This window comes from Paenibacillus eucommiae, assembly GCF_017874215.1.
GTDB lineage: Bacteria > Bacillota > Bacilli > Paenibacillales > NBRC-103111 > Paenibacillus_AI > Paenibacillus_AI eucommiae.
Map to the genome: position 1 here is coordinate 1 of NZ_JAGGLB010000022.1, position 17,093 is coordinate 17,093.

A 17,093-nucleotide genomic window follows, 5' to 3' on the forward strand; every position below is an offset into this window, starting at 1 on the left:
CATTAACTACTTTTAAAAGCACAAGGCCTTTTTTTGCCTTCTAACATCATTTTAGCCAAGGAGTTCAGTTTTATTTTCGTATAAACATCGTTAAATCAAGCCTGCGCTCAATTGTGGGCAATACGGGACAATTCGGGGCAATTCTAGACAATTCGAGGTGAATTGGCTCCTACCTCGATTGCCTAGGCGCGCAAACCATTAAAAAACCTCTCCAGTTGGAGAGGTTTGGTAAACCTTTTTTAACGATGACGAGCTTCATCATTGTTTCTGTTATTTCCACGCAAACCAGCTAAGCCAAGAAGTCCAACAAGTCCCAGCCATCCCCAGTTCATACCCCTGTTAGTGTTAGTAGCAGCGTATGACCTGTAGGAAGATGTGTCATAATTACCTGTTGATTTAATTCCTGTTCCAGTTGTATTCATTCGATCCATCATGTTGTTGCCATAACCACGAGTGGTATTCCTAACTCCATCAGTAGTTGTTCCAGTAGTGGTTCCCGTAGTGGCATCATAGTTGCTGCCCGTATAGGTTCCTGGAGTGAGGGTCGCAGCAGCTCCCAATCCTGTTGCAGCTCCTGTTGTTGTTGGAGTGCCTGTTGCCGCACCACCTGCCATATTGGCATGGGCTGCTGCACCACCTAAAGTGATTGCAGAGGTAAGGGCTACTGTAAGAGTGAGGTATTTAAGCTTTTTCATGGTTGAACCCCTTTCGAGAAAGTATCGTACAAAAGATAGGATTCACCAACGCCTCTCCTTTTATCGGGGAACTTGCTGGAAAGTAAGAATGTTCGCTTTCACAGCTGATTTTCGTTACAATAAGGGTAATTGATAAGAAAAACTGAAGGAGCTTTTTCCTATGACCTCAATAACTGAAGCTTCTCCTTTGATTTGGGGAGATAAACGTTTCCATACATGGAATTATGAAATGCGTGAGCATTTTGGCGGCAAAATATTCAAAGTGATGCTCGATGCCGGATTTACCTGCCCCAATCGGGATGGATCGATCGCCAAAGGCGGCTGCACATTTTGCAGCGCCAGGGGCTCCGGTGATTTTGCCGGAAGCCGCCGCGATGACCTGGTTACACAATTCAACAAAATTCGCGATTTGCAGCATCAGAAGTGGCCGGAAGCGAAATATATCGGTTATTTTCAAGCCTACACGAATACTTACGCCCCAGTGTCTGAGCTTCGCGAATATTTCGAACTCATTTTGGAGCAGCCTGGTGTGGTTGGTCTGTCGATTGCCACCAGACCAGACTGCTTGCCTGACGATGTCGTTGAGTATTTAGCTGAGCTGAATGAGCGTACTTATCTATGGGTGGAAATGGGACTGCAAACCGTCCATGAGGAAACCTCCGTTCTAATTAACAGAGCCCATGACACGCAGTGCTATCTGGACGCTGTCGCCAAATTAAGGAAGCATAATATAAGAACCTGTGCTCATATTATTTATGGACTTCCGGGAGAAACTCATGAAATGATGCTGGATACAGGCCGCGCTGTCGCTCAAATGGATGTGCAGGGAATTAAAATTCATTTGCTGCATCTCATGCGCAAAACACCTATGGTGAAGCAATACGAAGCCGGGCTGCTGCAGTTTCTGGAAAAAACGGAATATGTTCAGTTAGTCGTCGATACACTTGAACTGCTGCCTCCCGAAATGATTGTACACCGTCTAACTGGGGACGCGCCGCGTGATCTGCTGATCGGACCGATGTGGAGCCTGAACAAATGGGAGGTGCTGAACGCCTTTGATGCAGAACTGACAGCAAGAAATACATGGCAAGGAAAGAAATGGGTAAAGGCCTGAGGACTCAACTGACCGGCCTAACTTTTCTCAAATAGCGAGGATATAACAATGAATTTACTTTCGGTACTAAGCTTCTCGCATCATTTACTGATGCAGTGCATTCATCCAGGCGATACCGTTATCGACGCTACTCTTGGTAAAGGCGCCGATACCTTATTATTAGCGAAGCTTGTGGGAGAAAAGGGCTGTGTGTATGGTTTCGATGTCCAGCAGCAAGCGCTTGATCTGACCATGCTGCGCCTAGAGCAGGAATTTCCGGATGCGGCTTCTTTTGTCCGGCTTTCCTTATGCAATCATGCTCTTATGGCCAGAGCCATTCCCATAGATCACATCGGTACTGTGGCTGCCGTCACGTTCAATCTGGGCTATTTACCTGGGGGGGAGCGGGATGTTACAACAACGGAGGCTTCCACTCTCCCTGCCTTACATACAGCTCTGCAGTTTCTTCGTCCTGGCGGGCTTGTAACCATAGTTCTATATACAGGACATCATGGCGGGGCCCAGGAAGCACAAGCAGTAGAGACATGGGCACAGCAGCTGCCCCAAAATGAATATGAGGTACTGCGGTATCAATTCGCAAATCAACAAAATCATCCGCCTTATTTGCTTGCCATAGAGAAGAAAGCTGGAAACACAAGCAAGAGGAAAGCAGGAATTATATGAAACCATACCCATTACAATTTGATCCGGAAATGAAAGAACGTGTCTGGGGAGGCAGAGCTCTGGAGCAATTCGGCTTTACCCTGCCAGCAGGCGTAATTGGAGAAGGCTGGATGATCGGCGACCATCCCCATGGCACGACCAAGGTGCGCAACGGAGAGCTGGCAGGGCTTGGACTCGATGAGATCAGGCGGGACTACGGCTCTCTGTTTTTCGGTACGAAGGGCTTTTCAGAGAAAAACGGCCGATTTCCACTGCTCATCAAGCTGCTGGATTGTGCCGAAGATCTATCCATCCAGGTTCACCCGGATGACAATTATGCCAAGCTTGCTCCAGGGGAACTGGGCAAAACGGAGATGTGGTACGTAATAGATGCCAAGCGGGGATCTACAATTATTTATGGGTTAAACGAAGGCGTCACCAGAGAAAGCTTGGCAAAAGCCATTGCTGAAGATCGGATTATGGATTGTCTTCAGGAGGTGCCCGTACAAGCAGGCGACTCCTTCTATATTCCGGCCGGAACCGTTCATGCACTGAGAGGCGGAGTGCTGGTGGCTGAAATTCAACAAAACTCGGACACTACCTACCGGCTCCATGATTATAATCGCTTGGGGCTTGATGGCAAGCTTCGGGAACTTCATATTGAGGATTCTTTGAACGTAATCGCTTATGAAGGCTCAGGCTCAACTCGAATGACAACGAGTATCACCGAAGCTGGCACGTGGCTTACTTTGGCTGAATCTCCTTTTTTCATTGTAGAAAAAGGACTTGTCGGATCCAAATGGCAGCTCCACACCTCACCCGCCAGCTTCGTTATCCTTATGATTATAGACGGCACGGGCAGCCTAGGATGGGATGAAGGCGAACTGGCAGCCAAGCCAGGAGACTGCTTCCTGCTCCCTGCCAATCTGGGAGCCTACACGTTAGAAGGCAGTATGACTGTAATCCGCAGCTATTTGCCATAAGGTTGAATCAGACACTTTACCGGTATTACCATTCTTTCTCCAAAGGCAATCAGAAAGGAACTACGGTTTCACTTAACGATGTTTTTCATCATTAAAGCAAGTGTTTTCCAGGTGACTCCCCCACTTTAATGATGATTTTCATCGTTAAAAGAGGTCCGATGGCCACTCTGGGCGGTTAGAAGTGATTTTAACGATGCTTTTCATCGTTAAAGCAAGAATGTCGAAGGATCTGCTGCATTTAACGATGAAAAACATCGCTAAAGTAGCAGATCCTTTTTAGTTGTAAGCTCTAGCAGGGGCGTTCTTCATCCACAGCGCCTTCACCCGCCAGGAAATCCCTTCAAGTCAAAAGCAAACCCTCACTGGCTGTCCGTTTGTGCTTGAGCTTGGTGTTCGTGTGGTCTTTAACAACGGCTGGAGCCCACATCCATCCCCTCCCCCTAGCACAAACGTCATAAACACCCACCTCAATGGACGCCTCACGATGTTTTTCTTATGGGATCGGTGTGAGAGCCGGCGGTTTCGGCCGGATACTCAGCACATGAGTTACGTGCAGCATCGCGACATAAGTGAGCAGCGATACAAGCACTGCACCTAAAACTTCAATCGTTTGACCTAGGCCATACCGCGTCAGGATCGAATAAGTGGCCATACCGCAAATCGTCATGACGATTACGCCTGCGCCCGCCTTAAGCACGATGCGGAAATCAAAATAAAACCCGATCGAGCTGGATACGGACAAAAAGTTAAGCAGGGTCAGCATACAAATCCCGAAGCCGAATCCCCAGGCTACTCCTTCGATGCCGAATCTGGAGCCCAACGCAAAAATGGCGATCACTTCAAAAATATTCGTCAGGACATGGTTCCACATAACGGTCGACGCTTTCCCCAAGCCTAGCAGGATCGCTTGCAGCGGCGCTTCAAAATAATACAGAAGAAACATCGGCGCAATAAGCTTCAACAAAATGCCCGCTTCCGGAGCATGATAGATGACTGTAACCAATGGCTCAGCCCATAGAAATAAAATTATGGTGCATGGCAGACCAACAATGAGCGCCATACGCATGGCGACATCCATTCGGCTGTGTATAAGCCGGAGGTTGCTGTCAACCGAAGCCTCGCTGATAGCGGGAATTAAAGCCGTGGACAGAGACTGCGTAAAAAAGCCAGGCAGCAGCAGCAGCGGGATGACATAGCCTGCGAGCAGTCCAAATTGCTTCGTCGCCATTTCTGTGCTAACACCGTACAGGACGAGGCTTTTGGTGATGAGCATAGGCAGAAACGCACGGTAAATGGAATGGATAAAGCCGCTGCCCGTCATCGGTAATCCGATTCGGAGCAGATCAAACAGCGTTCGGTCTCCCTGCTTTGAAAGCGGCTGGGCTGCATCGGCAATAACGTTTTGCTGTCTGCCCCTGCCCGACCATTTGAACATGGCGAATAAATAGAACAGGCCGAAGCCTTCCCCGATTACGACGGCGGCCATTGCACCTGCTGCAGCATAAGCAATTCCGTACGGCAGCAGCCAGTTAACAACGCCGATGATAACAACGATTTGCACCACATTTTCTATAATGTCGGAAAGTGCCAGCGGATTCATGTTTTGCTTGCCACGGAAGTAACCTTTTAGCACAGCAGACATGGCGATGATCGGAATAATCGGTGTGATGGCGACCATAGCATAATAAGCCCGCTGATCCGCCAAAAACACGGAAGCAATCCACTTAGACGCAAACAATGCAAATAACGTCAGAACGATGCTCAGCGTTCCTGTAACTGTCAGGGATACGACCAATATACGCCTTACTCGCGCAGTGTTTTTCTGAGCCTCTGCTTCGGAAACAAGCTTCGATATCGCAACCGGCAGCCCCAATTCAGTTAATGTGATGAAAAGCGGAAGCAGCGGATGTGCAATCATCAGCAGCCCAACGCCTTCCGCCCCCAAAAAGCGAGCCAACAAAATTCCGTTCACAAATCCAAGCACCCGTGTAAAAAACGAGGATACGGTCAAAATGAACGTGCCTCGAGTAAAGGTTTGCTTGTGCAGCACCATGCCCTATCTCCACTCCTCATTTATCTAATATCTAAAGATATTCGAAAAATGGAAATACATGCTGACAAGCAGCCAATAAATCAACCAAGGCCATGATGCTCTACCTTAGTAGAAAATCATGGCCTTGGCCTCTGTAAATGTTATGTTGCTGCAGGCTGCCTGATAGGCATTGTATAAAACTCAGCGCTGCCGCCAGCATCCAGCCGATAGAAAATAATCAACAGCTCTTGCTCCTCCGCATCCACGATGCCGCTTTGAAGATAATGCTCAAGCTGGAAAGGAAGCCGCTCAATCATTACATGCTTCTGCAGATCCTTCTTAGCAATGTTGATGCTGCTGAAATCTCCCGTTACCCGCTCAGGGTGATCGGCAATCAGCTTCATATAATCGGACTGCTCTTCCCTGCTAAGAGAGAATTCCCACCAAATTTTACGCGGCCGGTACTTGTGCCCGAGGAAATAATCGAGCTTCATAAGCCCCTCTATCACATCCATTTGCAGGGTACCCCGGTCCAGCAGGAAAGCTCTAAGCCTTGTAAACAAATCCTCCAGCTGATGGCCGATTTTCTGCCAGCCGCGCTCCTCCCAATAGTCACCGAACTCCTGAAAGAAATCAAAGGCAGAAGCAAATTCACGCTTAATCAAATAGTTCATCGTATGGTCCATGCGGTGCGCATTCCAGTATTTCTCCAGCACATCTTCAACCCGTTTGATGCGTATTAAATCCGTGAAAGGCAGAATGTCATTGCCTAGAATCTCATATGGCGCATGATCCATATATACATAGCCGTACTTCTCTGCATCCTGGCGCATTCCAGTGCCGCGGAGCATTTTCAGAAATCCGAGCTGCAGCTCTTCAGGTCCCAGCGCAAACACATCATTGAAGGTTTTACGGAAAGAAGCGTAATCCTCCTCAGGAAGCCCGGCAATCAAGTCCAGATGCTGGTCGATTTTGCCGCTTGCTTTGACCTTGCTGACAGTGCGCGCTAGCTTCGTGAAATTTTGTCTGCGCTGCACCAGCTCATTGGTAAGATCATTCGTGGACTGCACACCGATCTCAAAGCGGAAAATCCCTGGAGGGGCATTCTCGGCAAGAAAGTCCAGCACTTCAGGACGCATAATATCCGCAGTAATCTCAAATTGGAAGACGGTACCACGATGATTGCGAATTAAGAAATCAAACATTTCCAGTGCGTAGTCCCGCTTAATATTAAAGGTACGATCGACAAATTTAATCAGCTTTGCCCCCGAATCGATCAGAAAAAGCAGGTCGCTCTTCGTGCGGTCCATGTCAAAGTAACGAACCCCCACTTCGATGCTCGATAAACAAAATTGGCAGGAAAAAGGACAGCCCCGGCTCGTCTCAAAATAGACGACACGGTTCCCCAGGCTGGGAAGATCCTCGGCAAACCGGTGCGGAGTAGGAATATCGCTGAGCTTCAACTTGGGCCTGCCGGGATTGAGCACGATCTCTGCCCCTTTACGGTAAGCGGCTCCATATACAAAGTGATATTTACGTGTCATAGTAATTTCCTGCAGCAGATGATGAAAGGTCTCTTCCCCTTCACCCATGACGATAAAGTCGACCTCAGGTATGCGCTGCATCCAATATTCAGTGTCATAGGAAACCTCGGGACCACCAAGAACAATCAGCAGCTCAGGCCTGACCTTCTTGATCATCCGGATAATCTGAATCGTTTCTTCGATATTCCAGATATAACAGGAAAAACCCAGCACATCAGGAGCCTTCTGATACAAATCAGAGACGATGTTCATAGCCGGGTCTTTAATCGTATATTCGGTAATTTCCACATCGAAATCATTGCCGCAAAATGCCTTTAAATAGCGCAAAGCAAGCGAAGTGTGAATATATTTGGCATTTAATGTAGATAGAATAATTTTCATATGGGATACCCTCGTTTTTGTCCACGTTTATAGTCCTTTAATTCTACACGGAAAAACAAGGAATTACAAAAGGAAAGCTTATCCGGACTAAAAGCTTATTTCTTCATCCAGATAAGGCGCTTCATAAGGCTGCTCAAAGGCAATGGGCTGTTCGATCGAGTTTTTCCAGTATTCCGCTTGGGTATGAAGCTCGGCTTCCAATTGCTGAATCTTCGCCTGCAAAAGATCAGACCCCTCATCTCCGCTTCTTAAAGCTTGCTGCAGGGCTGAACGCTCCTCCATTTGCTGGGTAAGCTTGTACAATAGCATGGCTGTCACCTTTTCTTGAAGTATTGAAGTATTTAGCACTCAATATGCCCCCTGCTTCAAAAAACATACATGCAGACCACTCGTTACCCTTCGGTGCAGGCATGATTACAATTCCTCATACTTTCTTACATTCCCTTACACTCACAGCATGACTTGCTTTGCGCTCCAAATCCATAGCTTTTCTGCCAGCTGCTGATCGCTTGCTTTTTTGGACACAGGTGCAATTTTTTCTTTGTAAAAGTATTCTCCGTTCACATCTGCCACTTGATCACTAGTCGCCAGATAGATCGCGGTTCGTGAGCCTTCGAGCGCTGAAAGAAAGAACGGGCGGACCAATTTCCAAATCGTCTTTCCAAAACCACTTTCCCGATTAACGCCAATATGCGTACCAACAGCACCCGGGTGAAGAGAATTCACAGTGATGGCAGTCCCTTTTAATCGTCTGGCCAGCTCCTTGGTAAAAAGTACATTGGCAAGCTTAGAGCGGGCATATCCCGTCCACACATTAAATCCTTTTGGGAAAAGCGTATCATCGAAATTGATATCTCCTGATTTGTGCGCAGCAGATGATACATTCACGATTCTGCCCTGTGGCGAACGCTTCAGCTCTTCAAGCAGTAAATTCGTCAGCAGGAAGTGCCCCAAGTGATTCACACCAAGCTGAATTTCAAAGCCATCCTTGGTTTTCGCCCGCTTTATTGAAACTACCCCTGCGTTATTGATCAGCACGTCCAGCACATCATATTTGGCTTTAAACGCCTCCGCAAACGCTCTTATATCGGCAAGCGATGCCAAATCGCAAAGCATCAGCTCGATCTGCTCGGAACCGCTTTGCTTGACTGCCTCTAGAAGCGCTGCTTCGCCCCGCTCCCTGCTTCTGCAGACCATAATGACTCTGGCCCCCAGCTTCGCAAGTTCAATCGTTGTAGCTAATCCCATGCCCGAATTCGCACCGGTAATCATCACGATTTTATTGTGCATCTGACTGCCTCCCGTCCCTGAATTACGCTTATTATAGCATAGTAGCCTGGCCAAACTGGAATTACTTCCCTGTAATTTGGATCTTAGGGGGCTGAGCTGCGGAGCACTTGGGTCATCATTTGTCGACATTAAAGTTTCTTTTGCCCCCTATGGCGTGATATATTGGAAGGAAATATAGTATGGGGAGCCTAACAACTGGTATGAATAAGCATAAAACAAGCAAATCGAGCCCTGCTCAGGAAAAAATAACGATACTAAAGGTTCAAGAGCCTGCTGAACTGATGAGCTTCTTAATCGAGGCGATGCCAAGCCGGGGCCGTAATGCACTCAAATCGATTCTCGCCCGTGGTCAAGTGTTCGTCGACAGCAAGCCTGTCACGAAATATAATCATCCCCTGCAGCCAGGACAGCAGGTTAGCATTCATTGGGCTAAGGTCATGGAGCAAGTTAAGCTGGTTGGGGTTCATATCCTGCATGAGGACGAGGATCTGATTGTCATTCAGAAGGAGGCAGGGCTGCTGTCTGTCTCAGCGACCAAAGATGTGGAGGAAGTAACTGCATACCGTCAGCTTATGGAGTACGTACGCAGGAGCAATCCCAAAAATCGGATCTTTGTCGTACATCGACTGGACCGCGATACATCTGGTGTGATGATGTTCGCCAAAAATGAGAAGACCCAGCAGGCGCTGCAGAACGCCTGGCAGGATGCCGTGCTGGAGCGCAGTTACATCGCGTTAGTCGAAGGTGAGGTTAAGAAGCCTGAGGGTACGATCACTTCCTGGCTCAAAGAAAGCAAGACACTACTTATGTATTCCAGTCACAAAGAGGATGACGGACAAAAAGCCATTACGCATTATACGGTTATGCAAACAACCCGCGAATTTTCGTTACTTCAGGTCGAACTGGAGACGGGCAGAAAAAACCAGATTCGCGTGCATATGAAAGACATTGGACATCCCGTTGTTGGCGACAAGAAGTATGGATCGAAAACGAACATCATTGGCCGTCTTGGGCTTCATGCCCGCATTCTTGCTTTTGAGCATCCAACAACTGGCAAAGCGCTGAAATTCGAGAGCCGCATTCCGGAGAAATTTATGCGGCCCTTTCAAAAATAAAATACCAGAGCAGCGCTTACGGAGCTTTCAGCAGCTTTATAAGCGCAAGGGCTCCTTCATGCTCAGGCTCAAGGCTTAACGACTGCAGAGCAAAAGCTTCAGCCTGTTCATCAGAGCCCAGTTGATAGTGGCAAATCGCCGTATTGTAGTAAACAGCAACATGGGCATCATAAGCGCTTAGGGAATGCTCAAAAAAAACAAGAGCCTCCTCCAGCATGTCCATTTCATACAACAGCAGTCCACAGTCGAAGGCTAAATCATGCTTTTCCTCAATAGGGTAGTAGCCTTCCCACATAAAATCAATGGCTCTGGCTATATCCTGCATTTCGGCTTCAGTGCTTGTGGGAAGCATAGCCAGGATTCGATTGAAGCTTTGAATAAACAATTGGGCATCATACCCGCTTAACCGCCAAACGGCAAGCAGCTGTACCAGCTCCATACTGTCCATGTGCAGGTCAAGCATATTTTTCAAGCTAAAAAAATCATCGGGTCCAAAATTTTCCACAAATCGGCGGTAGGCAAGCCTGGTGTCCTTGTAACCTTCAGGATCGTCAAGCATAAGTATGCAGCCTATATTCAAATGATTGTAATGATGCAAGGTGAACAAGGTCTTGGCTCCCTTGCGCTCATATATGTACTGCAGAGCATGATAATTAGCAGTCAGTGAGAAGCTGCCGTGACGAATTAACTTGGGAGCTTCCCGATCCTCCCAGTATTCCAATCTATGATCGCCTTTGTCAGCAGAAATCAGCATCAAGCCCTGGCTGGAAAGCCGGCCAAGCCTTTCGAGGCAGCTTAGTCCAACCGCGGGAAATAAAAAGTGAGAATCATCAAGGTGAAGCCTGTATAACTCTATGAGATCTTTATAAACATACGAATTGGCTTCGTATTCCTCTGCTCTGCGGTAATGATATTCCGGATTCAAGCTTTCCAGCAGCTCACCCGTACTCAGATCAGCAGCCTCTTCAGGATACTGCAAAGATATTCCACATTCATAGATCTGATTTTCATTTACGTAAAGCAGCTCTTGAGGAATGCTGTCAAAAAAGTAATTGGCCACAATGAGCAGCGGCTGCTGCAAATCACCAGGATGGATGCTCAGACCCGATTCGGTAAGCTGCAGAGCAGAAGCATGCTCAGCATCAAACTGCGCAAAGTCAAGAAGACCCGCCTGAACGAAAGGCTGCAAATAGCGGTGCTGCTGCCAATAGGCGACGTTCTTAGCAGGAAGATCGCTCATAATGTAGCAAAAGCGGGCAGCTTTAATCCCTGAATCATCCAGAAGCCTGCACAATGCTTTCATTAAATGATAAGCGAAGCGGCCGGACCCGGCGCCAAGCTCAAGTATATATACCGGATCAGCGGTAAGTCCCATTACGGCCCTGTCGCGTAAAAAACCAAAAATGATCTCGGCATAAGCTTGGGCCATCGTTGGATTGCTGGTAATATATTGAGGGACCTCCCCAGACTGCCAAGCCTGGATTCCCTGCTCTTCGAAATATTTTCGCTGCAGCTCCCAGATGGGTGCTTGTGAGAATCGGTAAATCCGTTGCTGCTGTCCTGTCTTCATAATCACCTGTCATTTCGTAATAATAATTTAGTGTAGCGATAATTCTAATTAATGAATTACTAATTAATGAACAAAAGCATAACACACACGGAAAGCGATTTGAAGGCCGGAGCAATAGCAACCCTGCTGCTATTAAGCTATAATAGTTCCAAGCAAGCTCAAGCACACTTTAGGATGGAGTCGAATTTTGTGTCTAAACCCGTTTTAACTATAGTAGTCCCTTGTTACAATGAAGAAGAAGTGCTTCCTGAAACCATCACACAGCTAAATAAAATATTAAAAGATATGATTCAAGAAGGTCTTATCACAGACAACAGCACTTTGCTGTTCGTTGATGATGGAAGTAGAGACCGGACCTGGTCATTAATCGAACAGTTCCATCTCGCCAATCCTTGTGTTACGGGCCTGAAGCTGGCCAAAAATGCCGGTCATCAGAACGCGCTGTTAGCAGGGCTTATGAAAGCGAAAGCCTACTCGGATTGTGTAGTATCTATAGACGCGGATCTTCAGGATGATGTTCAAGCGATTCGCGAATTTGTTATCAAGTTCCATGAAGGCTATGATATCGTCTACGGTGTCAGGCAAAGCCGTACAACCGATACCTTTTTCAAAAGAGCAACTGCGGAAGGCTTCTACAAGCTAATGATCAAAATGGGCGTAAATATTCATAACAACCACGCTGACTTCCGGTTAATGAGCAAACGAACCCTGGAGGAGCTTGAGCGGTTTAAAGAAGTGAATCTTTTCTTGCGCGGCATCGTACCTTTACTCGGCTTTCCCAGCACCAAGGTTCATTACGACCGCAAAGAACGCTTTGCCGGTGAATCCAAATATCCATTAAAAAAGATGCTGGGGTTCGCTTTTGACGGAATTACCTCATTTAGTATAACTCCGATCCGGTTTGTTACGTTGATGGGCTTTCTACTGTTCGTTGTCAGCATTGGAGCGGCTATTTATGCAATTGTGGGCAAGCTGACAGGTGCTAACGTGACCGGTTGGACCTCTCTGGTTCTATCTGTCTGGTTTATCGGCGGAGTCCAACTGCTTGCTTTAGGCTTGATTGGTGAATATATCGGCAAAATTTATAAAGAAGTGAAGCAGCGCCCCCTGTTTATTATCGAAAAAGAGGTGCTTGCAGCTGCAAACACCAATAAAGCCCCCCTGCCGGTTCAGCAAATGGAAACCACGACTATAGGGAGATTACAATGACAGCGGCGGGTTCCTCTTGGTACAAAAGCAGCTTTGCCCGCTTTTTATTAGTTGGCATCCTCAACACGCTTGTTGGGCTAGGACTAAGCTTTGTGCTGTACAATGTGCTTCATCTCGGATATTGGCCTTCAACATTTTTAGGAAATACGATTGGTGCTGCATTCAGCTTTGTGTTGAATCGGAGCTTCACCTTTCGTTCTAAGGTCAGCGTTCAAAACAGCTGGTGGAAGTTCGCTCTTGTTATTTTGTGCTGCTACGGCTTCTCCTACGGCACCAGCTTGCTGCTCGGAAACCTGTGGTCCTCCCTGTTTCCGTCCACTAACCAAACATGGGTTCATAACGCAGCCATTCTTTTCGGTAACGGTATGTACACGATTAGCAATTACTTAGGTCATAAATATTTCACATTCCGCACTCCTGCGCTGCCCGCCAAGGAATTGAGCGTGTCAAGTTTAGAGCGCGGGCGAGGTTCGGATCGTTAACTCTTAGTTAATTCTTCGTTATCGCTTCGTTAACGCTGATAGAATTGTATTCGCTGGGATATCCTAACCTCAAAGAGGTGAGATTACAATGGCCAGAAGAAGAAATCATCGGGCTCTTGTCCCCGGAGCTGAGTCCAGTCTTGACCAGCTTAAAATGAAAGTGATGAAAGATAAGGGCTACAACGTGAATCCAAGCCGCCCTGACGCCGTGAAATATGAAGTAGCCCGCTCCTTGGGCATACCCCTGCAGCCCGGTTACAACGGGGATCTGAGGTCTGAGGATGCCGGCAAAATCGGCGGTCCGATTGGCGGCGCTATGGTACGGGAAATGGTGCGAATGGCTCAGCAAAAGCTGGCAGATGAGCGATCACTGCATCGTTGATTGAGAAGACGCCTTGCGACGTCCTTTGATAAGCGTGTTCGTGACGTGGGAGCGTTGTGGAGGGAAGGGGTGTGGGCTCCAGCCGCTGTTAAAGATTTGTTCCCTTTAATGGAATGGATGAGGGGGTTGGAACAAATCTTTAAAGGCGGACGCTTCCGCTCTTCCGCCCACACCCCTTCCCTCTCTCTAGCTACAATCGCACGAACACCAAGCTCAAACGGACAGCCAGCAAGGGTTTTTCTCTTGATTAGAGGAGATTTCCTAGCGCGCAGGCGCTGGGAATGAAAAGCGCGCGCAGCTGAGAAGGAACTGGTGCTTTAACGATGTTTTTCATAGCTAAAAGCACCAGTTCCCCTCCACAACCTTACTTTAACAATGAAAAACATCGTTAAAATCCTTTTAGCCACCCAGAGAGGCCATCCTTCCTCTTTTAACGATGAAAATCATCATTAACATGACGGTTGACCGGGAAACACTCCCTTTAATGATCAAAAACATCGTTATGTGAAGCGCACACTTCATTTTTTCGGGGGGAGGCGGACCGCTACTATCGCTCTTCCTCCCATATCCTTTCCCTCTAACAAGAGCAAAGACCCCTTTTCACCTGAAAGGAGTCTCTGCTCTTGTTTTATTTGAAGCTTACCAAAATCCTGGATATCCGCCAAAGCCGCCTCCGAAGCCGCCACCAAACCCATTGACTGGATAGCCACCTCCGAAACCGCCATAACCGCCGCCAAATCCACCACCATAACCACCGTAAGCATAAGGTGCAGTACCTATGGCAAGAAGATCAAACAATACGAGCGGAATAATAGCCTTTGTTTGAACCCCTTTTGCTTTTTTGGGCGCAAGGATTAGCGTACTTCCTTTGATTCGGACGAGCTTGCCAGTATGCACCGATCCATCCTTTTTCAAAGCGTAAACTTGTTTGCCGATCAGCTTCTTTATTTCTTCCTTGCGGATTTTAGATTCCACGAACGTCCACCTCCTTCGCTATCAGGGATAGCATTGCTCTATAGGATATGACATCTATACAGAAGTGGAGTGGTTAGTTGTCCGGTAGTAACTAAAAATACGCAGGAGCATACTTTTCTCGCAGGCTTTATTGAAACGCTGGTCTAAACTTTTCTAAGCTTACCAAGCTCAGAAGTAATCGCATCAATCTCACTGATACTAAAATTGCTTTTGCTCATCACAATATCGTATAAGTCCTTTAAATCCTCAAAAGCCTCTTCTTTCAGCAGCCCCGCTTTAATGGAACCCCCTGTTGCCATTCTCAGCTTTCTCGTAATGCTCTCATACATAAACTGTACGCTTTCTTCAGACTGCTGCGTTAAATCCATAGATCGTTCATCCTCTCTATTTCTGTTACCCTGTTTGCCTACCATTGTAGCACGTTTGTCTGCCTGGTGTTAGCTTATTAGACTTTAACCTGGTAACTCCGTATGTATTTTATACTCATTCTCACCGAAATGGACCATACTCTGGCCCTGTGTAACATCCGTTATCCAGTTCATACATGCTTCTGCTTCGGCATCCAGCGGATAGCAGGTCACTTCCACTTTGTCCGTAAACCGGACATCTCCAAGCAGCAGTCCCCTGTTTCTAAACTCGTTCTCCAGCTTGCCGTACCAGGTATAGTCGACCTCGATCCTGACTTCGCGGTGATTAACCATATATATCGGCTGCGCAGCTTCAATGCCTGCTACAGTACCATCCGTGTACGCACGAATTAAACCACCAGCCCCCAGCATGATGCCGCCAAAATAGCGGGTAACCACTACTGCGGCATTCTTCATTCCCTGCTGCTTCAACACCTCAAGTATCGGCTTCCCGGCTGTACCGCTCGGCTCCCCGTCATCGGACTGCTTCTGGATCTGGTCTTTTTCACCGATGATGTACGCCGAGCAGTTATGGCTTGCGGACCAGTGCTCCTTCTTAATTCCCTCAATAAAAGCAAGTGCTTCCTCTTCCGATTGAACCGGCCTGGCATGTCCGATGAAGCGCGATTTCTTAATGATAATTTCAGAGGTACCGTACTGCCGAAGTGTTTTGTAATGTGCGATCATGGCCGCCCTTTCCGAATACTGATATTGACCTGCATGTTCATATTATATCAAAAAAGCATGGATGTTAAAGAAAAATCCACCCCTAAGGATGGATGCTTCATACGGTATTATTTCTGCAGGCGGCTTTCAAGAGCCGCTTTCTCTTCTTCAAAGCCCGGCTTGCCAAGCAAGGCGAACATATTCTTCTTGTAAGCCTCAACACCAGGCTGATCGAATGGATTGACTCCGAGCAGGTAGCCGCTGACCGCGCAGGCTTTCTCGAAGAAATAAACCAAGTAACCAAAGGTGTATGGCGAAATGTCCGGAATCGTCACAATCAGGTTCGGCACGCCTCCATCGGAATGCGCAAGCATAGTACCTTCGAACGCTTTTTTGTTAACAAAATCCATCGTCTTGCCGCTCAGGAAGTTAAGTCCATCCAGATCATCCGCATCCGTTCCGATTGTAATCTGCTCTGTAGCTTGATCCACCAGAATTACAGTCTCGAACAAGATCCGATTGCCTTCTTGGACGAATTGCCCCATGGAATGGAGATCTGTTGAGAAGTCCACGGCTGCCGGATAAATCCCCTTATTGTCTTTTCCTTCGCTTTCGCCAAACAACTGCTTCCACCATTCGGAGAAGAAGTGCAGTGAAGGCTCGTAATTAACGAGTATTTCAATCGTCTTGCCTTTGCGGTAAAGCGCATTACGCACGGCTGCATATTGGTAGCTGAGGTTTTCATGCAAATGAGGATTTGCAAATTCAGCACGCGCATCCGCCGCGCCTTTCATCATCGACTCTATATCAATGCCTGCGGCTGCGATTGGCAAAAGCCCCACAGCAGTAAGTACAGAATAACGCCCGCCAACATCATCCGGAATGATGAAAGATTCATAGCCTTCTTCTACAGCTAGCTTCTTAAGCGCCCCTTTGGCTTTATCCGTTGTAGCATAAATACGCCCCCGGGCCTCTTCCTTCCCATATTTCTTCTCCAACAGCTCGCGGAAAATACGGAAAGCTATCGCCGGCTCAGTAGTTGTTCCTGATTTGGAAATGACATTGACAGAGAAGTCTTTCCCTTCCAATAGCTGTATCAAATGTGTTACATAGGTGGAGCTGATATTGTTACCGACAAAGTAAATCTCCGGTGTTTTCCGCTTGTCTTTAGGCAGTAAGTTATAAAAAGAATGCGAAAGCATCTCGATAGCAGCCCTGGCCCCAAGATAGGATCCACCGATCCCAATCACGACAAGAGCCTCAGAATCCCCTTGAATCTTCTTAGCAGAAGCTTGAATGCGGGCAAATTCCGCTTGATCGTAATCAACAGGCAAATCGATCCAGCCCAGGAAGTCGGAGCCTGCTCCGCTTCCATTATGTAGTTGGTCGTGAGCCAGGCGAACCTGATCCGTCAAATAATCTACCTCATGCTGCCCTAAAAAAGATAAAGCTTTGCTATAATCAAACTGTAATTTTGTCACTCCAGGTTCCCTCCTACTACATTATGTACTCTTTTATTAGCATACTTATTTGCAAGCGCGAATGCAAGTCAACTCGTTATTCACAGCAACCTCACGGCATGATATATTAAGCTTGAGGTGATTGT

17 protein-coding genes are annotated in these 17,093 nt (G+C 47.3%); 7 read left to right on the forward strand and 10 right to left on the reverse strand.

Translation table 11 applies throughout. The features are described 5' to 3' along the window. Positions 1-239: 239 nt before the first annotated feature. Positions 240-695: a WGxxGxxG-CTERM domain-containing protein gene (locus tag J2Z66_RS26465; RefSeq protein ID WP_209975752.1), complete on the reverse strand. Its 456-nt coding sequence runs from the start codon at positions 693-695 to the stop codon at positions 240-242. A 160-nt stretch (positions 696-855) separates the two neighbouring features. Here J2Z66_RS26465 and mnmL point away from each other — a divergent pair, with 160 nt between their 5' ends. From mnmL to J2Z66_RS26480, 3 genes are read left to right on the forward strand one after another with little or no spacing between them, the layout of a single operon-like run. After that, on the forward strand, positions 856-1,809 hold the full coding sequence (mnmL, locus tag J2Z66_RS26470; RefSeq protein WP_209975753.1) for a tRNA modification radical SAM protein MnmL/YtqA: 954 nt from the start codon (positions 856-858) through the stop codon (positions 1,807-1,809). Positions 1,810-1,857: 48 nt separating this feature from the next. Next, entirely contained in the window at positions 1,858-2,472 is a 615-nt protein-coding gene (gene mnmM / locus J2Z66_RS26475; RefSeq protein WP_209975754.1) for a tRNA 5-(aminomethyl)-2-thiouridylate-methyltransferase MnmM, read from the forward strand. Beyond that, positions 2,469-3,434: a type I phosphomannose isomerase catalytic subunit gene (locus tag J2Z66_RS26480; protein ID WP_209975755.1), complete on the forward strand. Its 966-nt coding sequence runs from the start codon at positions 2,469-2,471 to the stop codon at positions 3,432-3,434. The genes mnmM and J2Z66_RS26480 overlap by 4 nt, the downstream gene beginning before the upstream one ends. A gap of 493 nt (positions 3,435-3,927) precedes the next feature. Here the strand turns inward: J2Z66_RS26480 and spoVB are convergent, their stop codons facing one another. From spoVB to J2Z66_RS26500, 4 genes are all read right to left on the reverse strand, one after another. Beyond that, entirely contained in the window at positions 3,928-5,487 is a 1,560-nt protein-coding gene (gene spoVB, locus J2Z66_RS26485) for a stage V sporulation protein B (protein ID WP_209975756.1), read from the reverse strand. Between the two features lie 140 nt (positions 5,488-5,627). Then, positions 5,628-7,391 carry a B12-binding domain-containing radical SAM protein gene (locus J2Z66_RS26490; protein WP_209975757.1) on the reverse strand — a complete coding sequence of 588 codons (1,764 nt, stop codon included), beginning with the start codon at positions 7,389-7,391 and terminating at the stop codon, positions 5,628-5,630. A gap of 87 nt (positions 7,392-7,478) precedes the next feature. Further along, positions 7,479-7,739: a hypothetical protein gene (locus J2Z66_RS26495; protein WP_209975758.1), complete on the reverse strand. Its 261-nt coding sequence runs from the start codon at positions 7,737-7,739 to the stop codon at positions 7,479-7,481. A 102-nt stretch (positions 7,740-7,841) separates the two neighbouring features. Further along, the gene (locus J2Z66_RS26500) at positions 7,842-8,681 is read right to left on the reverse strand and encodes an SDR family oxidoreductase (RefSeq protein WP_209975759.1); all 840 of its coding nucleotides are present in this window, start codon (positions 8,679-8,681) and stop codon (positions 7,842-7,844) included. A gap of 179 nt (positions 8,682-8,860) precedes the next feature. Here J2Z66_RS26500 and J2Z66_RS26505 point away from each other — a divergent pair, with 179 nt between their 5' ends. After that, positions 8,861-9,796, forward strand: coding sequence for an RluA family pseudouridine synthase (locus tag J2Z66_RS26505; RefSeq protein ID WP_209975760.1), 936 nt, complete (start codon positions 8,861-8,863; stop codon positions 9,794-9,796). A gap of 16 nt (positions 9,797-9,812) precedes the next feature. On the opposite strand, the gene J2Z66_RS26510 is transcribed toward J2Z66_RS26505, so the two are convergent. Further along, a complete protein-coding gene (locus J2Z66_RS26510; RefSeq protein ID WP_209975761.1) occupies positions 9,813-11,366 on the reverse strand; it encodes an SAM-dependent methyltransferase in 1,554 nt (517 codons plus the stop codon). Positions 11,367-11,540: 174 nt separating this feature from the next. Here J2Z66_RS26510 and J2Z66_RS26515 point away from each other — a divergent pair, with 174 nt between their 5' ends. The 3 genes from J2Z66_RS26515 to J2Z66_RS26525 all read left to right on the forward strand — a co-directional run bounded on the left by J2Z66_RS26515 (position 11,541) and on the right by J2Z66_RS26525 (position 13,439). Then, positions 11,541-12,575, forward strand: coding sequence for a glycosyltransferase family 2 protein (locus tag J2Z66_RS26515; RefSeq protein ID WP_209975901.1), 1,035 nt, complete (start codon positions 11,541-11,543; stop codon positions 12,573-12,575). Further along, positions 12,572-13,057, forward strand: coding sequence for a GtrA family protein (locus J2Z66_RS26520; protein ID WP_209975762.1), 486 nt, complete (start codon positions 12,572-12,574; stop codon positions 13,055-13,057). The genes J2Z66_RS26515 and J2Z66_RS26520 overlap by 4 nt, the downstream gene beginning before the upstream one ends. Before the next feature lie 88 nt (positions 13,058-13,145). Continuing rightward, entirely contained in the window at positions 13,146-13,439 is a 294-nt protein-coding gene (locus J2Z66_RS26525) for an alpha/beta-type small acid-soluble spore protein (protein WP_209975763.1), read from the forward strand. Positions 13,440-14,078: 639 nt separating this feature from the next. Here the strand turns inward: J2Z66_RS26525 and J2Z66_RS26530 are convergent. The 4 genes from J2Z66_RS26530 to J2Z66_RS26545 all read right to left on the reverse strand — a co-directional run bounded on the left by J2Z66_RS26530 (position 14,079) and on the right by J2Z66_RS26545 (position 16,968). Continuing rightward, positions 14,079-14,414, reverse strand: a complete 336-nt coding sequence (locus J2Z66_RS26530) for a hypothetical protein (RefSeq protein WP_209975764.1) — start codon at positions 14,412-14,414, stop codon at positions 14,079-14,081. 143 nt (positions 14,415-14,557) lie between these two features. Next, a complete protein-coding gene (locus tag J2Z66_RS26535) occupies positions 14,558-14,782 on the reverse strand; it encodes a DUF1128 domain-containing protein (protein ID WP_209975765.1) in 225 nt (74 codons plus the stop codon). An 84-nt stretch (positions 14,783-14,866) separates the two neighbouring features. Continuing rightward, positions 14,867-15,508 (reverse strand): YigZ family protein, encoded by a 642-nt coding sequence (locus J2Z66_RS26540; RefSeq protein ID WP_209975766.1) that lies wholly within the window; start codon positions 15,506-15,508, stop codon positions 14,867-14,869. A 107-nt stretch (positions 15,509-15,615) separates the two neighbouring features. Next, on the reverse strand, positions 15,616-16,968 hold the full coding sequence (locus J2Z66_RS26545) for a glucose-6-phosphate isomerase (RefSeq protein WP_209975767.1): 1,353 nt from the start codon (positions 16,966-16,968) through the stop codon (positions 15,616-15,618). Positions 16,969-17,093 lie beyond the last annotated feature (125 nt).

Excerpts from the sequence above, each read along its gene's own strand:
- J2Z66_RS26465 (WP_209975752.1), bottom strand. The coding sequence starts at position 695 with ATGAAAAAGCTTAAATACCTCACTCTTACAGTAGCCCTTACCTCTGCA.
- mnmL (WP_209975753.1), top strand. The coding sequence starts at position 856 with ATGACCTCAATAACTGAAGCTTCTCCTTTGATTTGGGGAGATAAACGT.
- mnmM (WP_209975754.1), top strand. The coding sequence starts at position 1,858 with ATGAATTTACTTTCGGTACTAAGCTTCTCGCATCATTTACTGATGCAG.
- J2Z66_RS26480 (WP_209975755.1), top strand. The coding sequence starts at position 2,469 with ATGAAACCATACCCATTACAATTTGATCCGGAAATGAAAGAACGTGTC.
- spoVB (WP_209975756.1), bottom strand. The coding sequence starts at position 5,487 with ATGGTGCTGCACAAGCAAACCTTTACTCGAGGCACGTTCATTTTGACC.
- J2Z66_RS26490 (WP_209975757.1), bottom strand. The coding sequence starts at position 7,391 with ATGAAAATTATTCTATCTACATTAAATGCCAAATATATTCACACTTCG.
- J2Z66_RS26500 (WP_209975759.1), bottom strand. The coding sequence starts at position 8,681 with ATGCACAATAAAATCGTGATGATTACCGGTGCGAATTCGGGCATGGGA.
- J2Z66_RS26505 (WP_209975760.1), top strand. The coding sequence starts at position 8,861 with ATGGGGAGCCTAACAACTGGTATGAATAAGCATAAAACAAGCAAATCG.
- J2Z66_RS26510 (WP_209975761.1), bottom strand. The coding sequence starts at position 11,366 with ATGAAGACAGGACAGCAGCAACGGATTTACCGATTCTCACAAGCACCC.
- J2Z66_RS26515 (WP_209975901.1), top strand. The coding sequence starts at position 11,541 with ATGGAGTCGAATTTTGTGTCTAAACCCGTTTTAACTATAGTAGTCCCT.
- J2Z66_RS26520 (WP_209975762.1), top strand. The coding sequence starts at position 12,572 with ATGACAGCGGCGGGTTCCTCTTGGTACAAAAGCAGCTTTGCCCGCTTT.
- J2Z66_RS26525 (WP_209975763.1), top strand. The coding sequence starts at position 13,146 with ATGGCCAGAAGAAGAAATCATCGGGCTCTTGTCCCCGGAGCTGAGTCC.
- J2Z66_RS26535 (WP_209975765.1), bottom strand. The coding sequence starts at position 14,782 with ATGGATTTAACGCAGCAGTCTGAAGAAAGCGTACAGTTTATGTATGAG.
- J2Z66_RS26540 (WP_209975766.1), bottom strand. The coding sequence starts at position 15,508 with ATGATCGCACATTACAAAACACTTCGGCAGTACGGTACCTCTGAAATT.